The organism is Leucobacter sp. WKLB1 (assembly GCF_059696215.1).
In genome coordinates this window covers 193,164-214,377 of record NZ_AP046115.1, presented here as the reverse complement: position 1 = coordinate 214,377, position 21,214 = coordinate 193,164, and the positions used below count along the sequence as shown (strand labels likewise).

20 protein-coding genes are annotated in these 21,214 nt (G+C 66.9%); 5 read left to right on the top strand and 15 right to left on the bottom strand.

Annotated features, from left to right (window positions below; translation table 11 throughout):
• Positions 1-84: 84 nt before the first annotated feature.
• The 6 genes from ACZF5Y_RS01010 to pxpA are packed head-to-tail and all read right to left on the bottom strand — an operon-like array spanning position 85 to position 4,556.
• Positions 85-279, bottom strand: coding sequence for a tautomerase family protein (locus ACZF5Y_RS01010; RefSeq protein WP_497533959.1), 195 nt, complete (start codon positions 277-279; stop codon positions 85-87).
• Between the two features lies 1 nt (position 280).
• On the bottom strand, positions 281-1,258 hold the full coding sequence (locus tag ACZF5Y_RS01005) for a 5-oxoprolinase subunit C family protein (protein ID WP_497533958.1): 978 nt from the start codon (positions 1,256-1,258) through the stop codon (positions 281-283).
• Positions 1,248-2,141, bottom strand: a complete 894-nt coding sequence (locus ACZF5Y_RS01000; protein ID WP_497533957.1) for a 5-oxoprolinase subunit B family protein — start codon at positions 2,139-2,141, stop codon at positions 1,248-1,250. Before ACZF5Y_RS01000 ends, ACZF5Y_RS01005 begins: the two co-directional genes overlap by 11 nt.
• The gene (locus ACZF5Y_RS00995) at positions 2,138-3,493 is read right to left on the bottom strand and encodes an acetyl-CoA carboxylase biotin carboxylase subunit (RefSeq protein WP_497533956.1); all 1,356 of its coding nucleotides are present in this window, start codon (positions 3,491-3,493) and stop codon (positions 2,138-2,140) included. The genes ACZF5Y_RS01000 and ACZF5Y_RS00995 overlap by 4 nt, the downstream gene beginning before the upstream one ends.
• Positions 3,494-3,528: 35 nt before the next feature.
• On the bottom strand, positions 3,529-3,765 hold the full coding sequence (locus tag ACZF5Y_RS00990) for an acetyl-CoA carboxylase (RefSeq protein WP_497533955.1): 237 nt from the start codon (positions 3,763-3,765) through the stop codon (positions 3,529-3,531).
• Between the two features lie 56 nt (positions 3,766-3,821).
• Entirely contained in the window at positions 3,822-4,556 is a 735-nt protein-coding gene (gene pxpA, locus ACZF5Y_RS00985; RefSeq protein WP_497533954.1) for a 5-oxoprolinase subunit PxpA, read from the bottom strand.
• Between the two features lie 92 nt (positions 4,557-4,648).
• On the opposite strand from pxpA, the gene ACZF5Y_RS00980 reads away from it, so the two are divergent.
• Positions 4,649-6,115 (top strand): PucR family transcriptional regulator, encoded by a 1,467-nt coding sequence (locus tag ACZF5Y_RS00980; protein ID WP_497533953.1) that lies wholly within the window; start codon positions 4,649-4,651, stop codon positions 6,113-6,115.
• 86 nt (positions 6,116-6,201) lie between these two features.
• Here the strand turns inward: ACZF5Y_RS00980 and ACZF5Y_RS00975 are convergent, their stop codons facing one another.
• The 3 genes from ACZF5Y_RS00975 to ACZF5Y_RS00965 all read right to left on the bottom strand — a co-directional run bounded on the left by ACZF5Y_RS00975 (position 6,202) and on the right by ACZF5Y_RS00965 (position 12,011).
• Positions 6,202-7,596: a purine-cytosine permease family protein gene (locus ACZF5Y_RS00975; RefSeq protein WP_497533952.1), complete on the bottom strand. Its 1,395-nt coding sequence runs from the start codon at positions 7,594-7,596 to the stop codon at positions 6,202-6,204.
• Positions 7,597-7,938: 342 nt separating this feature from the next.
• Complete coding sequence (locus ACZF5Y_RS00970) at positions 7,939-9,972, bottom strand: hydantoinase B/oxoprolinase family protein (protein WP_497533951.1); 2,034 nt, start codon at positions 9,970-9,972, stop codon at positions 7,939-7,941.
• Positions 9,969-12,011, bottom strand: a complete 2,043-nt coding sequence (locus ACZF5Y_RS00965) for a hydantoinase/oxoprolinase family protein (protein WP_497533950.1) — start codon at positions 12,009-12,011, stop codon at positions 9,969-9,971. Before ACZF5Y_RS00965 ends, ACZF5Y_RS00970 begins: the two co-directional genes overlap by 4 nt.
• 176 nt (positions 12,012-12,187) lie before the next feature.
• Here ACZF5Y_RS00965 and ACZF5Y_RS00960 point away from each other — a divergent pair, with 176 nt between their 5' ends.
• From ACZF5Y_RS00960 to ACZF5Y_RS00950, 3 genes are read left to right on the top strand one after another with little or no spacing between them, the layout of a single operon-like run.
• Complete coding sequence (locus ACZF5Y_RS00960; protein WP_497533949.1) at positions 12,188-13,390, top strand: PucR family transcriptional regulator; 1,203 nt, start codon at positions 12,188-12,190, stop codon at positions 13,388-13,390.
• 58 nt (positions 13,391-13,448) lie between these two features.
• On the top strand, positions 13,449-13,784 hold the full coding sequence (locus tag ACZF5Y_RS00955) for a cupin domain-containing protein (RefSeq protein ID WP_497533948.1): 336 nt from the start codon (positions 13,449-13,451) through the stop codon (positions 13,782-13,784).
• Positions 13,781-14,233 carry a GNAT family N-acetyltransferase gene (locus tag ACZF5Y_RS00950; protein WP_497533947.1) on the top strand — a complete coding sequence of 151 codons (453 nt, stop codon included), beginning with the start codon at positions 13,781-13,783 and terminating at the stop codon, positions 14,231-14,233. The genes ACZF5Y_RS00955 and ACZF5Y_RS00950 overlap by 4 nt, the downstream gene beginning before the upstream one ends.
• A 24-nt stretch (positions 14,234-14,257) precedes the next feature.
• Here ACZF5Y_RS00950 and ACZF5Y_RS00945 read toward each other — a convergent pair whose 3' ends face one another.
• Positions 14,258-14,659, bottom strand: a complete 402-nt coding sequence (locus ACZF5Y_RS00945; RefSeq protein ID WP_497533946.1) for an acyl-CoA thioesterase — start codon at positions 14,657-14,659, stop codon at positions 14,258-14,260.
• 142 nt (positions 14,660-14,801) lie between these two features.
• On the opposite strand from ACZF5Y_RS00945, the gene ACZF5Y_RS00940 reads away from it, so the two are divergent.
• Positions 14,802-15,839 carry a hypothetical protein gene (locus ACZF5Y_RS00940; protein ID WP_497533945.1) on the top strand — a complete coding sequence of 346 codons (1,038 nt, stop codon included), beginning with the start codon at positions 14,802-14,804 and terminating at the stop codon, positions 15,837-15,839.
• A 247-nt stretch (positions 15,840-16,086) separates the two neighbouring features.
• On the opposite strand, the gene ACZF5Y_RS00935 is transcribed toward ACZF5Y_RS00940, so the two are convergent.
• From ACZF5Y_RS00935 to ACZF5Y_RS00915, 5 genes are read right to left on the bottom strand one after another with little or no spacing between them, the layout of a single operon-like run.
• Positions 16,087-17,652 carry a chlorohydrolase family protein gene (locus tag ACZF5Y_RS00935; RefSeq protein WP_497533944.1) on the bottom strand — a complete coding sequence of 522 codons (1,566 nt, stop codon included), beginning with the start codon at positions 17,650-17,652 and terminating at the stop codon, positions 16,087-16,089.
• Positions 17,649-18,530 (bottom strand): ATP-binding cassette domain-containing protein, encoded by an 882-nt coding sequence (locus ACZF5Y_RS00930; protein WP_497533943.1) that lies wholly within the window; start codon positions 18,528-18,530, stop codon positions 17,649-17,651. The genes ACZF5Y_RS00935 and ACZF5Y_RS00930 overlap by 4 nt, the downstream gene beginning before the upstream one ends.
• Entirely contained in the window at positions 18,527-19,384 is an 858-nt protein-coding gene (locus ACZF5Y_RS00925) for an ABC transporter ATP-binding protein (protein ID WP_497533942.1), read from the bottom strand. Before ACZF5Y_RS00925 ends, ACZF5Y_RS00930 begins: the two co-directional genes overlap by 4 nt.
• Entirely contained in the window at positions 19,381-20,265 is an 885-nt protein-coding gene (locus tag ACZF5Y_RS00920) for an ABC transporter permease (RefSeq protein WP_497533941.1), read from the bottom strand. The genes ACZF5Y_RS00925 and ACZF5Y_RS00920 overlap by 4 nt, the downstream gene beginning before the upstream one ends.
• On the bottom strand, positions 20,262-21,212 hold the full coding sequence (locus tag ACZF5Y_RS00915) for an ABC transporter permease (RefSeq protein ID WP_497533940.1): 951 nt from the start codon (positions 21,210-21,212) through the stop codon (positions 20,262-20,264). Before ACZF5Y_RS00915 ends, ACZF5Y_RS00920 begins: the two co-directional genes overlap by 4 nt.
• Positions 21,213-21,214: the final 2 nt, after the last annotated feature.

Here is a 21,214-nt window from a genome sequence, read left to right as displayed (position 1 = left end):
CGGGCCTGCTCTCATCATGGCGGATTCTCAGGAAATGCACGAGAGCGGGTGCGGGAAGACTTTCTCGCACCCGCTCCGGCCGTGTTAGCGAGTCTCTCCGTTGAACGTCCACTGCTCTCGCGGCACGCCCTCGACCGTGACCCAGGTATCTGGTCGCTTGCCGTCTGGACCGCTGCAATACTCCGCAACCAGCTCGTCGATGGCGACCGCCAGCCGACGCGCGAGTTCCGGATCCTGCTGCAGACGATGCTCGAACATCTTCACAGTGACAAGGGGCATGTCAGCGCACCTGCCCCGACCAGATCGCCGCGAATCGTGCGCTGCGCTCAGCTCTCGCCGTGAGAGCCTCGTCCATCGAGACGGGTACGAAGCGCACGCGCGTGCCCGGCGCCATGCGGGCGAACAGGTCCATATCGGCGCTGATCACCGTGCCGGCCTGAGCGTATCCGCCACCCGACACCGCGTCGCAGTGCAGCACGATCGGTTGCGTCCCACCGGGGATCTGGATGGATCCGACCGCGTAGCCGGCGTCCGTGATGTTCGAAGGGTCCTGCCCCGCGCCGAACGGCTGCTCCTCCTGCTTCCAGGGGGCGCCGGGGCCGTCGAAGCGCAGCCCCATCCGGTCGGCGACCGGGGTGAGCGTCCACTCCTCGTCCGTAAGGTTGCGGCGGCCCTCATCGGTGAGTTTGTGATCGTAGAGGCCGAACATGATGCGCACCGCGACCTCGCGTTCGAAGCTCGGCCGCCACGCCTCCGGCACCGCGTCGAGCCAGGGCAGCGCGCTCGTCGGGGTGGCACCCACCGGCACCACATCACCGGCCTGCAGCGCCCGGCCTTCGAAGCCGCCCATCTTGCCGATGGGGTACGTCGAGCGGGAGCCGAGCACCTCCGGCACGTCGATGCCGCCGGCGACCGCGATGAAGAACTTCGCGCCGCCGCGGATCACGCCGAATGACAGCTCGTCGCCGGCGGCCAGCTCGACCCGCTCGTACTCGGCCACCGGCTCGCCGTTGACCAGCACGTCGACCGGTGCGCCGGTGATCGCAAGCACCGCCTTCGCGTCCACGCGGATCTTCGGCCCCAGGTAGGTGCACTCGAGCAGCGCGTCATCGGGCCCGTTGCCAACGAGCCGGTTCGCGAGTGCGGCGGAGTACTGATCCATGGCACCGCCCTGCGGAATGCCGAAGCGGTAGTAGCCAAAACGCCCACGATCCTGAACGGTCGTGGCGAGACCGGGGGTGAGAATCTCAAGCGACATCGAGGGCCTCCAGCAGGGTGCGGTTGTAGGCGTCGGGATCCGCGAGCGCCTCGGCGAGCGTGAACGTGACGGGCGCCTGACGGTAGCGATACGTGCCGGCGGCGACTTGCGCCTCGATCTCGCGATACTCGGCCTCGTCGACGGAGCGGTACTTCACGATGTCGCCCGTGCGGAAGAGCACCATGAAGTCTGCGAAGTCGGCGAGCTGCTGCTCAGGGTCGAAAATCAGGGTCGGCGTGATCCCGAGCATCTGGTAGCCGCCGGCACCGCGCACCGAGTAGTGCGCGGTGAAGCAGCCGCCGTAGCCGATGGTGAGCGCCGGAGTATCGGTGCGGGGGCTCAGGTACTTCGGCACCTCCAACTGTCGCTCGCGCGGCGTCAGCTGGAAGAGGAAGGGGAGGCCAGCGACAAACCCGACCATGGAGACGATCCAGGGGGTCTCGTGATGCCGTCGGATGAATTCCTCGGCCGAAGCCAAGCCGTTCACCTCCGCGCTGTAGTCGAGGTCGGTGCCCTCAGGTCGTTGGTGGAAGCCCTCGCGGAAACGCTGCTCCACCTCCGCCGTGTAGGGATCCCCGTACCAGACGGGCATTTCGATGATGCGCGTCTCGAGCTGCTGCACGGTCGCCCGTCGCACCTCGGTCTCGAGCTCACGCACCCGGGCCTCGAGCACACCATGCGACAGCGCGTCGGGGTCGAAACGAATGAGCAGCGAAGCGTTGGCGGGGCAGATGTCGACGATGCCGTCGAGCGCCGCCTCCTCGAGCCCGTGGGCCACCGCGTTCGCGATGAAATTGGATTCGAGCGACATGTCGGGCGAGATCTCGACGAGCAAGAACTCGTCGCCGCCCCACGTGTAGCGCGACTGATCCGTGTGCGTCATGAGGGCTCCCCCAATAGTCCTGGAACGGATTCGATGTAGGTCGTGTAATGCTCCGCGGCGCTGAAGTCCTCGAGGTCGACGAGTCGGCGCATCAGCGGCACAGTCGTTTTGATGCCGGATATCTGCGTCTCGTCGAGCACCCGGATCGCGCGAGCGCGAGCCTGTTCGCGATCGGCCGCCCAGACGACGACTTTTCCGAGCAGCGAGTCGTAGAACGGCATCACGGTCTGCCCGGCCGAGAACCCGAAGTCGGAGCGCACCCCGGGGCCGCCCGACAGCTCGAGCGTCTCGATGAGGCCCGGGCTGGGCATGAAGTTGTTCTCGGGGTCTTCGGCGTTGATGCGGAATTCGAAGGCGTGCCCTTCAAACGTGATGTCGTCCTGCGTGTAGCCGAGCCGCTCGCCCGACGCGATGCGCAACTGCTCGCGCACGAGGTCGATGCCCGTGATGGCCTCGCTGATGGGGTGCTCAACCTGCAGGCGCGTGTTCATTTCGATGAACGCGACCTCCTCGCGCACCGGGTCATACAGGAACTCGACGGTGCCCGCTCCGATGTACTGCGACTGCCGCGCGAGCTCCACCGAGGTCTCACGCATCTGGGCGCGGATCGCGTCGGGCAAGCTGGGCGCCGGCGCCTCCTCGATAACCTTTTGCTGGCGGCGCTGCATAGAACAGTCGCGGTCGCCGAGGTGTATCCATGACTCCCCGTCGCCAAAGATCTGCACTTCGACGTGGCGGGCGCGCGTTACGAAGCGCTCGAAGTAGACATCGGCCGACCCGAAGGCGGCGAGCGCTTCGGCCTGCGCGATCTCGACCGTGCCCCGCACCTCGGCGCGCGACGCGATGCGGCGAATGCCGCGACCACCGCCGCCTGCCGAGGCCTTGACCACGAGCGGGTAGCCGATGCCGTCGGCGATCGACTCGATGTCGGCCTCGATGTCGAGCACGCCCTCGGTGCCTGCGAGCACGGGCACCCCGGCGGCGATGGCGGCCTCGCGCGCCCGCGCCTTGTCGCCCATGAGCTCGATCGACTCGGGGCTCGGGCCGACCCACACGAGACCGGCCTCTTGCACGCGTCGCGCAAACACCGCGTTCTCAGACAGGAAGCCGTAGCCCGGGTGCACCGCATCGGCACCGCTGGCCGCAGCGGCGGCGAGGATCGCGTCGTGGTTCAGATAGCTGAGCCCGGCGGGCGCTGGCCCGATCACGTGGGTCTCGTCGGCGAAGCGCTCGACGTTCGAACCACGGTCGGCCTCGCTCACGACGGCGACCGTGGCGATCCCCATCTCCTTCGCCGTGCGGATGATGCGGATCGCGATTTCGCCGCGATTGGCGATGAGCAATTTCTTCACTGCTGCCGCTCCTCTGTTGCCGTTCGTCGCGCCCATCAGTCGATGGTGGCGATGACATCGCCCGGGCCGACGGTGCCGTTGTCTTCGATCTCGAACGAGGTGAGGGTTCCCGCGCTCTCCGACCGGACCTCGGTGAACTGCTTCATGATCTCGATGACGCCGATGGTCTGGCCGGCCTCGACAGGGTCACCCGCTTCGACGAACGGCGGCTTGCCCGGTGCGGGGCTGCGATAGAAAATGCCCGGAAGGGGCGCGATGACCTGTGAACTCATAGGTGTGATCTCCAGTGATGCGTGGTGAGGTGGGGTGGGGTGGGAAACGCAGAAGCTCAGGCGGTGAGCGCCGCACGGACTGCGGCGGCGACCTCGACGGCGTTCGGGGTATCAGAATGCACGCAGATGCTGCGGAACGCGATGGGAAGCTCCGTACCGTCGTTCGCGAGCACGATGCCGGTCTCGAGCGCGCGGCGCGTGCGCTCGGCAGCAGCAGCGGGGTCGGTGGCGAGCGGCTGGCGCAGGATGATGAGCCCGCCCTCGGAGTTGTAATCGAGGTCGACGTAGAGCTCGCCGATGAATTCGACGCCCGCGCGCTCGGCGACGCGCTGGTGGGCGGATCCCGCGATGCCGAAGATCGGCACGTCGAAGTCGGCGGCGACGCGCGCGGCTCCGTCCATGAGCTCTTCGTCACGTGCGAGCATGCCGTATAGCGAACCGTGGGGCTTGATGTGGTTCAGCGGGAGACCGTGGGCCTTCAGGAAGCCGCTCAGCGCGCCGACCTGGTAGCGGATCAGGCTCTCGACCTCGTCGGCGGTGAGCTTCATCTCGCGGCGGCCGAAACCAACGAGATCGGGGAGGCCCGGGTGGGCTCCGATGCGAACGCCGTGCTCGTACGCGAGGGCCACGGTCGCGGCCATCGTCTGCGGGTCGCCGGAATGGAACCCGCACGCCACGTTGGCCGCATCGATGATCGGCATCAGCGCCGCATCGTTACCGAAGGTGTGCAGGCCGAACGCCTCGCCCATATCGGAGTTGACAGTAACTTCTTCACCACATTGTGCAGTCATGGCGTCTAACGTACGGCTTCCGAACGAGAGACGTTATTATGCAGGTGCAAGAATATTCAGGATGAAATTGTGCAAGCGCAAAGGAGCCGCACGTGCGCGTCGTCGATCTGCTGACTGACCCCTCGCTCGACTTGCGCCTGGAGACACCTTCGGGCACGAAGCGGCTCAACCGCGAGATCGCACGGTGCGCCCCCATGGAACACCTCGATCCGACGCCGTTTCTGGAGGAGGACGTGCTGCTGCTCACCTCGGGGATCGGCATGAACTTCACCGAGCCGGCGATCTGGGACGGCTACGTCGAACGCCTTGCCGGGGTGCCGGTCTCAGCAGTCGCGTTCGCGATCGGCTCCGCACACCGTGAGTTGCCGCCCGGCCTCGTCACCGCCTGCGCAGCCTACGATGTGCCCCTGCTCGAAGTGCCGACCACTGTTCCCCTCCACAAGATCGACCAGTACGTCGAGGAGTGGATTCAGGCGGAGCGCATGGAGCGGTTCAACCGTGGTTGGCTGCTCGCCGACGAGTGCGCGCGGCTCGCGAGCCAGGGCGCCGAGATCACCACGTTGCTCGCTGCGATTCACGCCGTAGTCGAGGGTCCGCTCGCGGTCTATGACGCGTTCGATTCGCTGATCGCGCAGTACCCAGAGACCGCCACCTGGCGCACCGGCAGCGGGCGCGTCTCAGGCCCCGAAGAGCTCAGCATTCCTCTGCCCATGGGCCTGAGCAATCCGTGCCAGCTGGCCGTGCGTCTGCACCGCTCCGCAGGCGAAGTGGAGACGCTACTCGCACCCGTCACCGCGATTCTGGCGCTGCAACTGAATCGCGCAGTCGCCGTCGATGCGAGCAGCCATCAAGACATGCTGCGCTTCGTGAACCGATGCGTTGGCTGGTCGGAATCGACGCGCAGCGACGTGGCGAACGCGTTCCACGAACTCGGCCTGAGTCGCCGCGCCGACACTGCCCTGACTGTCGCCGATCTCAGCGGCGAGCACGCCGCCGCCGCCTGGAAGCTGCGCGTCGCCCTGCATGGCGCCTTCCACGACGTGCGCGTCGCCGAGATCGACGACCGTCTGATCGCGCTCGCCCAGTTTCCCCGCGAGGGGTTCGCCGAGGCCTCCGATGCGCTCCTGCACCTCAAGCCGGCGCTGCCGCTGGTGTTCCGCGGTCCGATGCGCACCATCGACGAACTACGTATCTCGCTCGTCCACGCGCTCGACCTCGTACACCACACGGCGCACCCGGTCGTCGCCCCCGCCCTGGGCCTCAGCGCTGTGGTCGCGGCGGCGGCGGGACGCGGGGCGCGCGAGTCGGCCGAGCACTTCCTCGCTCCGCTGCTGGAGCACGACGAGCAGCGCAGCACCGAGCTGCTACCGACGCTGCGGGCTTGGATCCGCAACGACGCCCAGCCCTCGCGCACCTGCGACGAGCTCTTCATCCACCGCAACTCGCTGGGGTACCGCATCCGCCGCATCGAGGAGATCCTCGGTCTCTCGCTCGACACGCTCGAGGGGAAGGCCACGTGCCTGATGGCGCTGCGGCTGGTCGATATCGAGCCGTACTAATACCGCCGGCCGCACGCGCCTGACCCCGCAGGTGCCCCGAGCGATGCTCGGGCCTGCGGGGTCAGTTCGGGTGGGGAGACATCAGCTCAGGACCCGACCACCGCGATCAGACCGGTGCGGCTCGTCGGGCGCACCTTCCAGAGCAGCGCGTAGACGACCGCGGACGACACGGCCGTCAGAATCGGACCCCAAGTCGAGCCGACGCCCGCGAGTTCGGGGTTGATGGTGCCGAACTGCAGCATCACCAGACCGATCACCGTACCGACGATCCACGCGATGAGGCCGTTGCTGTTGAAAGGCTTGTAATGGCGATCATCGATCGCGGAGTGCTCCTGGTTGCGTCCTTGATCGAGCAACACGTGGGTGAGCGCGATCGCGACCCACGCCGTCACCAGCACACCTTGCCAAGCGAGGGCGAGCAGCAGGTACTGCACGATCGGGAGCAGCATCAGCAGGAAGATGATGACGGAAGAGATCAGCACCCACGCGATGTTCGGCAGGTTGAGTCTCAGTACTCGCTCGCCAAAGGCTTTCAGATTCGCCGCGCCCAAGTAATAGTTCGCGGTGTTGATGCGGGTCTGAGAAGCGATGATGACGACCAGGCCGAAAATGCCCATGAGGCTGACCATGCCGCCGGCGACACCGCTCTCGGACACCTCCATGCCGGGAATGGTGAAGGTGAGGAAGATGCCGACGAACGCCGAGAAGCCGTAAGCAAGCACGTAGAACAGCGGGCCGAACGTGAAGCGCTGGTGGAACTTCACGTCCTTACACTTGCCGAGTGCTGCGTAGTCCATCGTGAACATCATCATGATCCAGATGCCCATGTACCCGGCGAAGGTCGCAAGCCAGCCCGGGCCTCCGAGCGAGAAGGGCAGCTCCACCGCGGGGGCATGGGTGAGCCAGGCGTCCCCGAACCCGTAGACGACCCCGGCCCAGATGACCGCTGCGACGAGGCCGAAGAAATAGAGCGGCATCAACCAGCCGTTGAGCTTGTCGAGGAACCGGCGCACACCGCCGATGATCAATGGGGTGGAGTAGAGCACAACGATCAGGCTCCACATCCACATCTCTCCACCGAACGCCGCCATGAATGCATAGGCCACGATCGAGCCTTCGAAGACGGCGTAGTAGATCGCCACGAGCGCGAAGATGATCGTCGCGATCGATGATCCGGCGGTACCGAGAATCGTGCGCGAGAACTGGGCGACCGTGGTGCGGTTGTTGATCGCGTACTTCGAGAGCACGGCGTTGATCGCGCCGTACACGATGATGGTGAGCACGATGCCGATGATGGCGTTGACCGTGCCGTAGGCGGCGGCCATGGCGGCGCCGATGTAGACGAAGAAGAATGCGCTGGCGACGCCGTACCAGGCGAGCGCGAGCGAACCGCGCTTCATCTGGTCTTCGTCGTTTGCCTCGCGCGCCAGGGCGTCGGTGGCTTCGACATCCTCGTTGGTCCCGGTGAGATTGAAACTCACGATGTGTACCTCCATTGGTATCCGGGGTGCCGCGTCTCTCAGTTCGCACGGCGGTGCGCGAAGCGGGAGCGGCGGTGGGGTTCGGGTGATCGCTTCCGGCGGGTGCCGTCGCGAGTGCGGGGTGCGATGTTCCGGGCGGCCCCTCCGCCCGGTATCGCATTTATTGTTATGGAAGGGATGACGAATCAGTACTGTGCAACGGGCGGAACATTTGCACGGCTTCTCGGTCATCTGCACAAAGGCTCAATTTCACTGAGCAGCGCTGCTCAACGAGTTCGCGCACCACTGCGCACGGTGCCGGGTGGGCGAGGCGTGCAGCCCCGCCCACCCGTACTGATGGGGTCAGGCGACCCAGTGCGCGGCCGAGCGGCGCTGCATCTGCTCCCGGTGCTGACGCGTAGTCTCGGCGAACAGCTCCCCCGTGCCCCAGTCGAGAATGACCCCGTGGCGGCGGATCACATCGAGCAGGTCGATGGATCCGTCGCGGTAGCCGGCAGCGATCGATTCGGGATCGGCCGCGAGCCAGCCGGCGCGGTGCTCACGGATGTGCGCGCGCTCGGTCGCGGTGGCGTCACGGTCGATCTCATACCGGTCGAGCTCGGGATCGATGGGTCGAATGACCACCCCGTAGTCGGCTCGAGCCCGCTCGATCGAGACGTAGTCGTCGATCACATCCTCCAGCACCTCCTCCGGGGTGCGGTCGAGAGGATCTCCGAACCCGCCGCCTCCTGCCGAAGGCCGATAGAAGGTGTCCCCCGGCTCCACCGGCACCGAAGAGAAGATCGAACCGAGGAACCGCTCGTGCTCGGTATCGCGGTTGAGCCAGACGCCATGGGGAATCGACGGCAGCCCGCCCTCGATGCCCCAGGTGATGGATCGCGCGCGGTCGCAGCAGTAGCTCATGACCGAGTTGCCCGCGTCGGTGAGCGTGCCGCCCTTTTCGACGCCGCACCCGCCCCGGAACCTGCCGGGGCCGCCAGAGTCGGTGCCGATCCGGTGCATCGTCGTGAGGACGGGCGTCAATCGCTCCTGACCCTCGCACGCCTGCACCGCGAGCCCGACGCCGAACACGGGCGCCGTCGCCGAGGAGCCGTCCTTCGACGAGCGACCACCCCAGCCGCCGGCCATCCAGTCGTACCACATGAAGTAGGGGTTCTCATCGTGCCGCGAATCGCGCCCGCCGACGAGCAAGTACTCGAGGTTGAACGCGCAGGCCATCGCCCGCTCGGGCATGATCTGCGACCAGATCTCGAAGATGCCGTTCATGATCTTCTCGTACGGGCCAGACACGGTACCGGTTACCGCGAGCGGCCAGCCGGCGTTGATCACGGTGCCCTCCGGGCCGATCTCGGCGGTGACGGCCGCGTAGAAGCCCGAGTTCAGCGGCACGTCGGGGAAGAAGGTCTTCGTGCCGGCGTAGATCGCCGAGAACGTCGTGCCGTACCCCGAGTTCAGGAACGCTTTGATCGCGGCCCCGCCCCGGAGGCTGTAGTGGATGCCCTTGCCGTCGAGCGTCATTGTGATCTCGACCGGCACGAGCCCCTCGTCGGCGCCCGGGTCGAGGTCGAGGTAGTCGACCGTGCTCCAGGTACCGCGCGGCAGGTCCTCGAGGCGCCGCAGCACCGTGCGCTCGACGTAATCCTGGGTCTCCTGCATCGCGGTCTCGACGGTCACGGTGCCGTAGCGCTCGACGAGGCGCAGGATCTCGCGCTCGCAGACCGCCGTGGCCTCGGACTGCGCGTGCAGGTCTCCCATCGCCTGCCCGGGCGCTCGCGTGTTGCCGACGAGGAGGTTCGCCACATCGTGCAGGTAGACGCCCTTCGACCACAGGCGCACCGGCGTGATGCGCAGCCCCTCGCCAAAGTGCTCGGTAGCCGAAACATTGAACGAGCCGGGCACCGGCCCGCCGATATCAGCCCAGTGCCCCTTGTTCTGCGCGTACGCGATGATGCGGCCGTCGGAGAATATCGGGCGGATGAACGACACGTCGTTGAGGTGCGTGCCCCCGCGATACGGGTCGTTCACGGCGAACACGTCGCCCGGGTGGATGTCGTCGCCGAACTCCTCGATCACTGCCTTGCACTGGAAGTGCAGCGTGCCGACGTGCACCGCGATGTCGCCGGAACCCTGCATCACGGTATTGCCGCGGGCGTCGCAGAGGGCCGACGAGAAGTCGCGGGAGTAGATCACGAACGAGTAGCAGGTGCGCAGAATCTGCTCGCTCATCAGGTCGACGCTCGTGGCGAAGGCGTTCTTGAGCACCTCGAAGGTGACCGGGTCGAGCGCGGTGTCGCGCCCGGGGGCGGCGTGCGCCGGCGCCGATGCCGGTTCGGTGCTCGTGTCGCGGCTGACGGTAGCCGTGCTGGGTGCGGTCATCGGGAGACCTCCTCAAGGTGGATGCGGATGTTGAGCCACTCGTCGATCTCAGCGTTGGTGTGCGGCGGCACGACCGTCGTCGAGTCGAGCTGGTTGATGATGGCGGGGCCGGAGAACGCGGTGCCTGCGGCGAGCGCGTCGCGGTCGTACACGGGGGTGTCGACCCAGCCGTCGGCGCCGAAGTAAACGGAGCGCCGCTCGGCGAGTGCCCCCGGCTCCTGCTCGACGACCTCGGCCGGTCGGAACGACGGCTTCGGGATCTTGCCGACCGCGGTGAGGTGCAGCTGGTAGACCTCGACGGGCGCGTCGTCTTGCCGGAAGGCGAACTCGCGCTCGTACTGTTCGTGGAAGGTGCGCACCGCCTGCGCGAGCGCACCCGGCCCCGACCCCATCGGCACCTGCAGTGAGCGCCACTGCCCCTGGTAGCGCATCGAGATCTTGCGCTGCAGCATGCCATCCTCGTCGGCGACGCCCTCGTGGCGGAGGCGCGCCGTGGCCTCGGTCTCGAGGCCGACGAACGCCTGCTCGATCCCTTCTTCGTCGGCGCCCGAGGCGAGCCCCGTGTACATGTGGGCGAAGTCGTGCTGGATATCGACCAGCAGGCATCCCATGGCCGACGTGACGCCCGGGCTGGGCGGCACCACGACGGTCGGGATCCCGAGCTCGCGGGCGACATCGGCACCGTGCAGCGCCCCCGCGCCGCCGAACGCGAGAAGTGCGAAGTCGCGGGGGTCGTAGCCGCGGCGAATTGAGACGAGCCGCACGGCGTCGGCCATGTTCGCGTTCGCGACGGCGACGATCGCGTGGGCGGCCTCAGCGAGCTCCATTCCGAGCGGTTCGGCGATGACGCGTCGGATCGCGGCTTCGGACAGCGCCCGGTCGAGGTGCTTCACGCCCCCGGCGAGCGAAGTGCCGAGCCGGCCGAGCACCACATTTGCGTCGGTATTGGTGGGCTCCTCGCCTCCGGTGCCGTAGCAGGCGGGGCCGGGGTCGGCGCCCGCCGACTGCGGGCCGTTGCGCAGGGACCCCGCGATGTCGATGTGCGCGAGGGATCCGCCGCCCGCACCGATGGTCAGCACCTCGATCGAGGGGAAGATGATCGGGTGGCCGTACTCGACCTGCCATTCCTGGGACACGCGCAGTTCGCCGTCTGCGACGAGTGCGATGTCGGTCGAGGTGCCGCCCATGTCGAGGCTCACCGCATTGTCGTACCCGCACTGCTGCGCGATGTGCTTCGCCGAGATCGCGCCCGCGGCGATGCCGGAAGCGGCGAGGCGCACGGGGAACTTCTCCACCAGTCGGGGGGTCATGGATCCACCGCCCGAGTGCAGCAGGAGCAGATCACCGCGGTACCCATCGTCCTTGAGCCGGCCCGCGAGTCGATTGACGTACCCCGAGACCAGGGGCGCGAGCACCGCGTTCGCCACCGCGGTGTTGAATCGGGGGTACTCGAAGATCTCGGGGAGCACCTCGGCAGAGGTCGACACGGTCGCCTCGGGGATCGCTTCCTCGATGATCTCGCGCATGCGGGTCTCGTGCGCGGGATTCGCGTAGGAGTTGAGGAAGCAGACCGCCACGGTCTTTACGCCGCGGCGACGCAGCAGCTCGGCCAGCTCCCGCGCCTCCGCCTCATCGAGCGGGGTGATCGTGTGCCCGTTGTAATCGATGCGCTCGGTCACCTCGAAGCGATCGCGCCGCCTGATGTAGGGTTCCGAGACGTCGTTATACGCGTCCCAAAGGTCATCCTTCGTGCCATCGCGGATCTCGAGCACATCGCGGAACCCGCGCGTGGTGACGAGCGCAGCGGCCGGGAAATTGCGCGTGATGAGCGCATTGGTGGCGACCGTGGTGCCGTGCGAGAACTGCACCACCTCCGAAAGATCGACCTCCCCGCGCTCGACGCCGTGCATCACGGCGACCATCGGATCGCTCGGTGTGGACGGCACCTTCGTGACGCGCATTTGCTGGGTGTCGTCGTCGAAGATGCACACATCGGTGAATGTGCCTCCGACATCGACCGCGACACGGACATTGCTCATGGGCTCCTCCTGGAGTTCGTCGTTGAGTTCCGGATGCATCAACCATCGCGAAGGAAGCCGCAGCGGTCACTGGAGAAATCGCAGCATTCTCGGGGTTCGATTGTAGAATCTCCAAGAATCTGACGATTACCACCGCTGAAACCTCCCGTTCACACAAGTTTCGGAGGATCCTGCCCATGGACGCACCCGAACCGGCGTCGGAGACCGAGCGCCTCCGCACCACGCTCGAGATCACCAATGCCCTGCTCGCGGCAGTCGCCTCGACCGATCCCGTGCACGCGCTTACTGCGCGACTCAGCACCCTGTGCCGGGGCACCGCCATCATCTACGACTTTGAAGGCACCCTCGTCGCGAGCACCGGCGAGGCACCTGCGCAACTCATCTGGAATGAGGTCTCTGCCACGCATCGCCGCGAGCTCAGCATCGAGATCGGCCGCTGGGCCGTGCGCACCCGCCGTGTCGCGCTGCGCGACGGCGTGCACGTCATCGCCATCGCGAGCCGCGGATCCGACACACTCGACCGCATCGGCGACCTGCTCCTCGACACTTCCGAGCGCCTCTTGGGAGCCGTGCACGGCATCCAGTACGGGGCGACCCAGCGCGACCGCCGCGACAACGAGCAACTCATCGCCGCCCTGCACGACGGCGTGCTGCCGGCGCGCGAACACCGCTTCTGGAGCCGCCTCGCACAGTTCCGATTCCCGGCGTACGCGCCGATACGAGCGCTCGAACTCGCCCCGCTCGAGAGCGACTCCGCGACCGAGGCGCACGTCACCCACCTCCATGCCCGAGCCCGGTCGGAAGATCTGCCGCTCCTCGTGATGCTGCGCCGCCAAGACATGGACTCCCCTGCCACCATCGCCGCGATCGTGCCGGACTCACCGGGGAGCGAGCAGTGGATCACCGAGACATCACGGCACTTCATCGTGGGCGCATCGGCCCCCTTCTCTGCCCTGTCGCGCATCTCTGAATCGGTGCGGGAGGCCGAAACGGGGCTCAGTATCGCCAGGCAGTGGGCGGCAGCGGCAGATGATCCCGCACGGCCCGGCCCCGTGCTCATCGACCGCATCGACCTCGCGACCTGGTTGCTGTCGCACGTCGATTCCCGCCAACTCGCCGAGCGCATTGAGCGCACCCTCGCACCGATCGCGGCCCCGCAGCTGCTCGACACCCTGACCACATACCTCGCCGCCGACCAGAACATCGCTCGGACGGCCGAAACGCTCTTCGTGCATCCCAACACCGTGCGATACCGCCTGGCACGCGTCGAGAGCGCGTTCGGCGCACCGATCACCTCGGCATTCGCCCTCTCGAACGTGATTCTGGCACTGCACCCCGAGCTCATCGGAAAGCGGTCCGAGATCGCGCGCGGGGCGTAGGCTGGCGACGGAACCCAGCGCCGGCTCGTCCCGGCACACTGCAACCGAGGGGACATCGATGACCGAATCGCCGCAACCCGCATCTTTTGAGACCGGCGCACCCGACGCTTCCGGTTCGAGAGGCGACGTGCAGCTCGAGACCGAGCTGTTCCGCGTCACCCGCTGGACGATCGCGCCCGGCGGCGCGATCCCTGAGCACCGGCACGACTTCCCGTACGTAGTGGTGCCGCTCGTCACCGGCACCATGCACGTCGTGAACGCCGACGGCAGTGAGATCCAGGCCGATCTCGAGTTCGGCGTGAGCTACACCCGGCCGGCCGGCGCGGTGCACCGCGTCGAGAACCGCGGCACCGACGCCGACATCGTCTTCGTCGAAACGGAGCGCCTCGCATGAGCACCGTGATCGTGCGCGATATCGCCCCGGGCGACCGCGACGCCTGGCAGGCCCTGTACCGCGGTTACCGCGATTTCTACGGCAAGCCCCACGACGACGCCATTTACGATCGCGTGTGGCAGTGGCTGCACGATGAGGCGCACGAGACCCGCGGCCTCGTCGCCGAGCTCGACGGCACCCCGATCGGCATCGGCCACTACCGCACCTTCGCGCGGCCGATCGATGGCGGAACCGGGATCTACCTCGACGATCTGTTCACCGCCGCCGAAGCGCGCGGAACGGGCGCGGGCACGGCGATCCTGCATCGGCTCGCCGAGATTGCGCGCGACGAGGGCGCCACGCTGGTGCGCTGGATCACGGCCGAAAGCAACGTGACGGCGCGTCGGCTGTACGACGGTGTCACTGATCAGACCGCGTGGGTGACCTACGACCTGAAGCCTGCCGAGTAAGGCGGCGCACCGCCGCGCGGCGCGTCAGTCGCGCAGGCGCTCGGTGCCCGGCGTCGCCTGGGTGCGGCCGTGCGCGACCGGCGCTCCTTCGGCGTCGACCGCGACGAACACGATGTGTTCGAGCGTCAGAATCTCGGCGCCCGTCACCGCGTTCTCGACGCGGCAGCTCAGCGTGATCGAGGTGCGGCCGAACGCCTCGATGCGGTACTCGAGCTCGAGCAGATCGCCGCGGTCGGCGCGGGCCGAGAAGTCGATCGCCGACATGTGCCGGGTGACGACGTCGATGGTGCCGAGCTGAGTGACGGCGACGATCGCCGCCTCCTCATCGACCCAGTGCAACAATCGCCCGCCGAACAGCGCTCCGTGCTGATTCAGATCTTCGGGCTTCACCCATTTGCGGACGATGTGGCGGTAGTCGCTGCTCATGCGGTCAGCCTAACGGCGCCCTGAAACACACCCTTCAGCGAGCCTGCTACAACGGAGTGGAAAACTACTTCGAGTAGCAATTTAATTTCGGGCGGGAGATGCGAGAGATCTCACGCTTCGCACGTAGGCAAAGGAGATATTCATGCCCCTTCAACAGAAGTCGACCTTTGTTGAGGGCAAAACAATGAGGGCCCTCGTCTGGCCCATCTTGAGCATCATCGTCAACATTCTCTGGGCCTTGCCCGACATGATGTCCGATCCAGATATTGCTCAATGGCTTCGCTCGTTACTTTCAAAAGCGGGCCAGTCCTCAGTTCCGTTATTAGACGACTTCTTCAGCTCTATTGCGATTCTCATAGCTCTACTAGTTGGCATCTCAGCAGTCACTGGGTTCGGGGGGAGCTGGAGTGCCATACCGGAATCAGCACATTTCTCGCTCGAAGCAGCCCTCAATGTGGGGAGCGCGCTGCTTATCGTGTTCGTTGCGTCGCTATATCCCTACCTGAAAGCACAGCCAGACGACGCCCCGAAGGTGATCGTCATGTTTCTCTGCACATGGATCGCTTGGTTTCTCCTGGACGCGATTCGTAAAGTCACTCATGACCGAAAAACCCTCATCATGAAACGCGCAGAGAACGCCCGGCGCCTTCAGCGGGCTTCAAGCGCACCATGGCATAAATTGGTCAACCCCGGCGACACGCCTCGGAGCGCCATCTACGTTCGTCTATGGGTAATGCCTCTTATTGGGGTGACGTCGCTAGTCCTCGTCTCACTAGTTTTTGAACTGCTTGCTGGCTCAGTAACTCCCGTAACATACGGAGCGCTCGCCTTTACCCTTATTGGCACTGTCATGCTGCTGCTCGCGGTAGCGGTTTCGTCAGATGCATCCGAACCATCGAAATGCGCGAGAGCCGTAGTCTGGCTTCCGCGGTCTTACGGTTTTATGCTTCTCTTTATATCCTGCGTACTGCACTATGAGACCGGCAGTGGAAGTCTTTTTGTCAGCACATGCGCAGTGTTCCTTCTCACGATCATTCCAACTGCGACTCCTCGTGCATCGATCACTCATTATTGGCTCGAACCGATCCAGATGTATGCAACACATAGAGCATTAACGCAGTCTGCTCATTCGGTCGAGGAAGCGCGCCGGAAGCTCAAGCATCAGTCGCCTGCAACGTGAAGCGGCCACTGTAAGGCGTCGGTTGGTCCTTTTCAAGCACATGCGAGGGGCCCGCGTGCCTACGCCGAGCAGGCGATAGAAGGTCGCTCAACCTTCGCGAAACGCAAACTGGCATTCCTCGTTTACTGAGCGGTGGCGAGCAAATAGCTTCGTAGACATGGGAGAAGGGATTCCAGGGAACCATGAGCCGCGCAGTGCACAAGTCCACTCTTAATCAGGGGCGACCTGTCCCGATACGACCGACGCCTCACTCCAGCGGGAACACCGGTGGGAAGAGCTCGGCCTCGCTCGACCCCGCCGCCCCGGCCAGCGCATCGCGCTCGGGGTAGGCGGCGCGCAGCAGCTCGAAGACTCGCTGCCCCTCGCGTCGCAGTTCGGCGAGGTCGACCCCGGGAATCTGCCCGCCCCGCATCACCACGCGCCCGGCGATCATGCTGAAGGTCGCGTCGCGCGCGGTACCGGCGAGCACGAGGGTGCGGATCGGGTCGTCGACCGCCCCCGTGCGCACGTCGTCGAGCGCGAAGGCGACGAGGTCGGCCGCGGCACCAGGGGCGATGCGGCCGAGGTCGGGGCGATGCAGCGCGCGGGATCCGCCGAGCGTCGCCGCCTCGACGTACTCGGCGAGCATGCCCCGGCCGAGGTCGTCGTGCTGGGCTTTTGCCAGCTGCACCCCGGTATCGATGGCGCGTACGAGGTCTGGCGGGAACGAGTCGGTGCCGAGGCCCACGTTCACTCCGGCATCGAGGTACTGCGAGAGCCGCTCGAGCCAGAAGGCGTAGCGCGCGTTCGTCAGCGGGCAGTGCGCGATCGAGACGCCCGCGGCGGCGAGCCGGGCGAGGTCGCCGCGATCCTCACCCTGCACATCGGGGTGCACGTCGAGGTACACCCCGTGCGCCAGAATCAGGCGCTCGTTCAGCAGCCCGGAGGCCTCGAGCAGATCGAGGGGTGTCGTGCCGCGGTCGCGCGCGAGCACCCCGATCTCGGAATCGAGACCCTGCGTCGCATGGGCGCGCACGAGCACGTTTCGTTCGGCGGCGATACGTCCGGTTTCGGCCAGTATTGCGTCGCTCACCGTCTCGATGCGGCAGGGTACGAGCACGCCGGTGACGAGCGGATCGCGCAGCTCATCGACTGTGTCGAGAAAGCGCACAGCGTCGGCGAACGCAGCCTCCCCGCGCGCCTCGTCCCAGTGGATGCCGGCCGACCCGTCGGAGTGCGTCACGTGCACGCCCGAGCGATACGACGGACCGAGAAACGTGCGCAGTCCGAGCGCACTCGCGGTGCGCGCGGTGTCGAGCAGATCGCCGTGGGTCTCGGCCCAGGCGCCGTGGATCTCGGTCGAGATCGGCATCGCGGTGGTGATGCCGTGCAGGATCAGCTGCACCAAGCCGTACCGCCGCAGCAGGCTGCGATCGTCCGGCGACAGCACCTCGCGGGGGGCCTCGGCGTAGGCCGCTGACCACTCAAGACGGGCCTCATGCTCCGGGCTCCACCACGAATCGAGCAGCAGGTGATCGATATCGACGAGCCCCTCGAGATCGATGAGACCCGGCATGAGCAGGCTCTCGCCGAGGTCGATCACCTCGTCGGCGCCGGCGGCCAGTTCGGCCCCGGCGACACCGGACGCGACCGCAACGACCCGTTCGCCTCGCACGAGCACGGTCGCGTCGCGCAACAGCACGAACCCGGGCCCGCCCGGGCGATCCGCATCATGCACGATGGCGTGCGCGGCGCGCACCGCCGTGGTCGGCTCAGCAGTGCTGCGCTCAGCGGCGCCGAGCACGGCGTCGCTCGCCACTCGCTCGGCATTCACGAGGCGAGCTGCTCGCGACGCGTCGGCTTCCACCCCGGCCCGGGCACCGCGGCGCGCAGCGCGCGCGTGTAGGGGTGGGTCGGGTGCGCCAGCAGCTCGGCGGTCACGCCCTGGTCGACGATGACGCCGTTCTCCATGACGACCATGCGATCGGAGATCTGATTGACGACGGCGAGGTCGTGCGAGATGAACAGGTAGCTCACCTGACGCTCGGCCTTGATGTCAGCCAGGAGATTCAGAATCTGCGCCTGAATCGAGACGTCGAGCGCCGCCACGGCCTCGTCGAGCACGATCACCATCGGGTCTGCGGCGAGAGCGCGCGCAATGGCGACGCGCTGCCGCTGCCCGCCCGAGAGCTCACGCGGGTAGCGGTCGAAGAAGCGCTGAGGCAGGCCCACCGAGTCGAGGATCGCCTGGGCCCGCTGCTTGACGGTGCCGGTCTGCTCGGCTCGCGCAAGCGCACCCTCGGTGCCCACGGGTCCCCCACCCGACGCCCCGCCTCGCCCGCGCCCGTGCAGCCGCAGGTTCGACATGATGACGTCGCCGATGCGCTGGCGTCCGTTGAGCGACGAATACGGATCTTGGAAGACGTACTGCACCTCGCGAGCGCGCTCCCGGCGGGCGGCGAGGCTGCGGGGAGCGGCAGTGCGATCCTGTCCGTCGACCGTGACGGTGCCCGACGTGACGGTCTCGAGCCCGACGATCATGCGCGCGACGGTGGTCTTGCCCGACCCCGACTCCCCCACGATTGCGAGGCACTCGTCGGCGAGCAGGTCGAACGAGACGCCGTCGACGGCGACGACGTCTTCGCTCTTCGTGCCGCGCGGGGCCGGGAAGACCTTGCGCAGGTCGCTCACGGTGATGATGGGTGCGCTCATGCGTCGGCCTTCGCTTTCAGTGCCTCGTGGATCTCCAGGTTGTATTCGAGCACCGGCAGGCGGTCGAGCCGCTCGTCGATGCTGGGCCGCGCGCCCAGCAGTTCCACCGTGTACGGGTGCTGCGGGTCGGTGTAGACGTGCGCGCCCTGCTCCACGATCTCGCCCGCGTACATCACCGCGAGTCGATCGCAGCAGGCGTTGGCGAGCTCGAGGTCGTGGGTGATGAACAGCAGCGAGAGCCCCCGCGCCTTGCGCTGCTCGTCGAGGATCGCCATAACGTCGGACTGCGCCGTCACGTCGAGGGCGGTCGTCGGTTCGTCGGCGAGAATCAGCTGCGGCTCGGCGAGCAGCACGCTCGCGATCATGACGCGCTGCAGCAGGCCGCCCGACAGCTCGTGCGGGTACTGCGCGAGGCGGCGCTCGGCATGCCGCACCCCGACCTCGTCGAGCAGTTGCACGGCACGGCGCTTCGCCTCGTCGAGCTTCACGCCGCGGTCGCGCACGAGCGCCTCGGTGAGGAAGTCGCCTACCGTGTGCACCGGGTTCACGTGCGCGCGGGGATCCTGGAAGATCATGCCGACGTCGCTCGCGCGATACCGGCGCAGCCGCTCACGCTTCATATCGAGCACCGACTCCTCGTCGAAGCGCACCGCACCCGTGGTGCGGAAGCCCTCGGCGAGCATGCGGGTGATCGCGCGGGTGGTGAGTGACTTGCCCGATCCCGACTCGCCCACGAGCCCGAGCGCCTCGCCGCGGTCGAGTGTGAAGCTGACCCCGTTCAGCAGGTCGAGCCGGCGGTACTTCGTGACGAGGCTGGCGTGGAGGTCTTCGACCTCGAGCAGCGGTGCGCTCATCGGATGCTCCTTGCGTTCGAGGCGAGCCGGTCACCGAGCACGGTGATCGCCCACACGATGACGACGATGGCGAGACCCGCGGCGATGGCCTCGAGGGGTTGGCCGCGCAACAGCGAATCGAACCCGCTCTTCACCATAAGCCCGAGGTCGGCCGTGGGCGGCTGCACGCCGAGCCCCAGGAACGACACCGCGGCGAGGTCGATCACGGCGAAGCCGAGCGACGACACTGCCTGGGCGACCACGATGGGCTGCACGTTCGGGAAGATCTGGCGCAGGCTGATGCCCACGCCCGACTGCCCCTGCAGCCACGCGGCCTGCACGTACGGCATGCCGCGTTCGCGCAGTGCGGCGCCGCGCACGACGCGAGCGACGTAGGGGATGTACCCGATCGAGAGGCCGACGATGACGGTCGGCAGGTTTGGCCCGAAGATCGCGACGGCGATGAGGGCGAACACGATGCCCGGCACCGAGAAGAGCACGTCGAGCACCCACGAGATCGCGGTGTCGACGCGGCCCCGGTTCCAGGCGGCGACGAGCGCGAGCGCGGTGCCGACGACGGTCGCGATGAGAATCACGAAGGTCGGGCCGAGCAGCGTGATGCGCGCGCCATACATGAGCCTCGAGAGCAGATCGCGGCCGAGTGCATCGGCCCCGAGCAGGTGCTGAGCGCTCGGGCCGCTGAGCGCGGCGAACAGGTCGGGAGCATCGGGGTCATAGGGGGCGATCCATGGCGCCAGCAGCGCGGCGAGCACGATGATGGCGAGCACGATCGCGGCGGTGATGCCGCTCGGCCCGAGCTTGCGACCCGCGATCGTGAAGCGGCCCGGGTCGTCGGTGCGCGCTCGACGGAGCGCGATCTGGGTGGTGCGCGGCGCGGTCATTGCTTGCTCCCCAACTGGATGCGCGGATCGATGATCGTGTAGAGGAAGTCGACGATCGCGTTGATGACGACGAAGGCGACGACGAGCACGAGAATCACGGCCTGCACGACCGCGAAGTCGCGCTGCAGGATCGCCCGCACGAGCAGCGACCCGAGTCCGTCGAGCGCGAACACGTTCTCGATCACCACCGCGCCGGCGATGAGCGTGGCGATCGTCAGCCCGAGCACGGTGGTGATCGGGATCAGGGCGTTGCGCAGGATGTGCCGACGAATGACGATGCCGGAGCGCAGACCGCGGGCCGTCGCCGTCTGCACGTGCTCGCGCCCTTGCTCCTCGAGCACCGACGCGCGGGTGATGCGCGCCTGGTACGCCGCGCTCGCAACTGCCAGCGCGACCGCGGGCAGCAGCAGGTGGTACAGCGTGTCGACGCCACCGCTTCCACTGCCGTTCGTGGGGAACCACCCGAGCCCCACCGCGAACACGCTGATCAGAGCGACACCGACGACGAACGCGGGTGTCGCGAGGCCGAGCGTTGCGAGCGTGGTGACGACCTGGTCGGCCCAGCCGCCCTTGAGCGAGGCGAAGAGCCCGAGGCCGATGCCGACGACCGCGATGATGACGGTGGCGAGCGCGATGAGCGCCACCGTCGTGCCGATGCGACCGCCGATGAGGTCGGCAACGGGCTGGCGGTAGACCACCGAGTCGCCGAGGTTGCCCTGTACGACATCACCGATCCAGGCGAAGTAACGCACGAAGAACGGATCGTCGAGGTGATACTGCGCGGTGACTCGGGCGATCTGCTCGGCGGTGCCGCCCCGGGGGCCGAGCACGAAACTCAGCGGGCTCCCCGGGGCGAGGTACATCATGCCGAAGACCACGAACGAGGTCACCAGCAGCACGAGCAGCAGGCCGCCCGCGCGCCTCAGCAGGAATGAGGGAATCGACACGG

Excerpts from the sequence above, each read along its gene's own strand:
- ACZF5Y_RS01010 (WP_497533959.1), bottom strand. The coding sequence starts at position 279 with ATGCCCCTTGTCACTGTGAAGATGTTCGAGCATCGTCTGCAGCAGGAT.
- ACZF5Y_RS01005 (WP_497533958.1), bottom strand. The coding sequence starts at position 1,258 with ATGTCGCTTGAGATTCTCACCCCCGGTCTCGCCACGACCGTTCAGGAT.
- ACZF5Y_RS01000 (WP_497533957.1), bottom strand. The coding sequence starts at position 2,141 with ATGACGCACACGGATCAGTCGCGCTACACGTGGGGCGGCGACGAGTTC.
- ACZF5Y_RS00990 (WP_497533955.1), bottom strand. The coding sequence starts at position 3,765 with ATGAGTTCACAGGTCATCGCGCCCCTTCCGGGCATTTTCTATCGCAGC.
- pxpA (WP_497533954.1), bottom strand. The coding sequence starts at position 4,556 with ATGACTGCACAATGTGGTGAAGAAGTTACTGTCAACTCCGATATGGGC.
- ACZF5Y_RS00970 (WP_497533951.1), bottom strand. The coding sequence starts at position 9,972 with ATGACCGCACCCAGCACGGCTACCGTCAGCCGCGACACGAGCACCGAA.
- ACZF5Y_RS00965 (WP_497533950.1), bottom strand. The coding sequence starts at position 12,011 with ATGAGCAATGTCCGTGTCGCGGTCGATGTCGGAGGCACATTCACCGAT.
- ACZF5Y_RS00960 (WP_497533949.1), top strand. The coding sequence starts at position 12,188 with ATGGACGCACCCGAACCGGCGTCGGAGACCGAGCGCCTCCGCACCACG.
- ACZF5Y_RS00955 (WP_497533948.1), top strand. The coding sequence starts at position 13,449 with ATGACCGAATCGCCGCAACCCGCATCTTTTGAGACCGGCGCACCCGAC.
- ACZF5Y_RS00950 (WP_497533947.1), top strand. The coding sequence starts at position 13,781 with ATGAGCACCGTGATCGTGCGCGATATCGCCCCGGGCGACCGCGACGCC.
- ACZF5Y_RS00945 (WP_497533946.1), bottom strand. The coding sequence starts at position 14,659 with ATGAGCAGCGACTACCGCCACATCGTCCGCAAATGGGTGAAGCCCGAA.
- ACZF5Y_RS00940 (WP_497533945.1), top strand. The coding sequence starts at position 14,802 with ATGCCCCTTCAACAGAAGTCGACCTTTGTTGAGGGCAAAACAATGAGG.
- ACZF5Y_RS00930 (WP_497533943.1), bottom strand. The coding sequence starts at position 18,530 with ATGAGCGCACCCATCATCACCGTGAGCGACCTGCGCAAGGTCTTCCCG.
- ACZF5Y_RS00925 (WP_497533942.1), bottom strand. The coding sequence starts at position 19,384 with ATGAGCGCACCGCTGCTCGAGGTCGAAGACCTCCACGCCAGCCTCGTC.
- ACZF5Y_RS00920 (WP_497533941.1), bottom strand. The coding sequence starts at position 20,265 with ATGACCGCGCCGCGCACCACCCAGATCGCGCTCCGTCGAGCGCGCACC.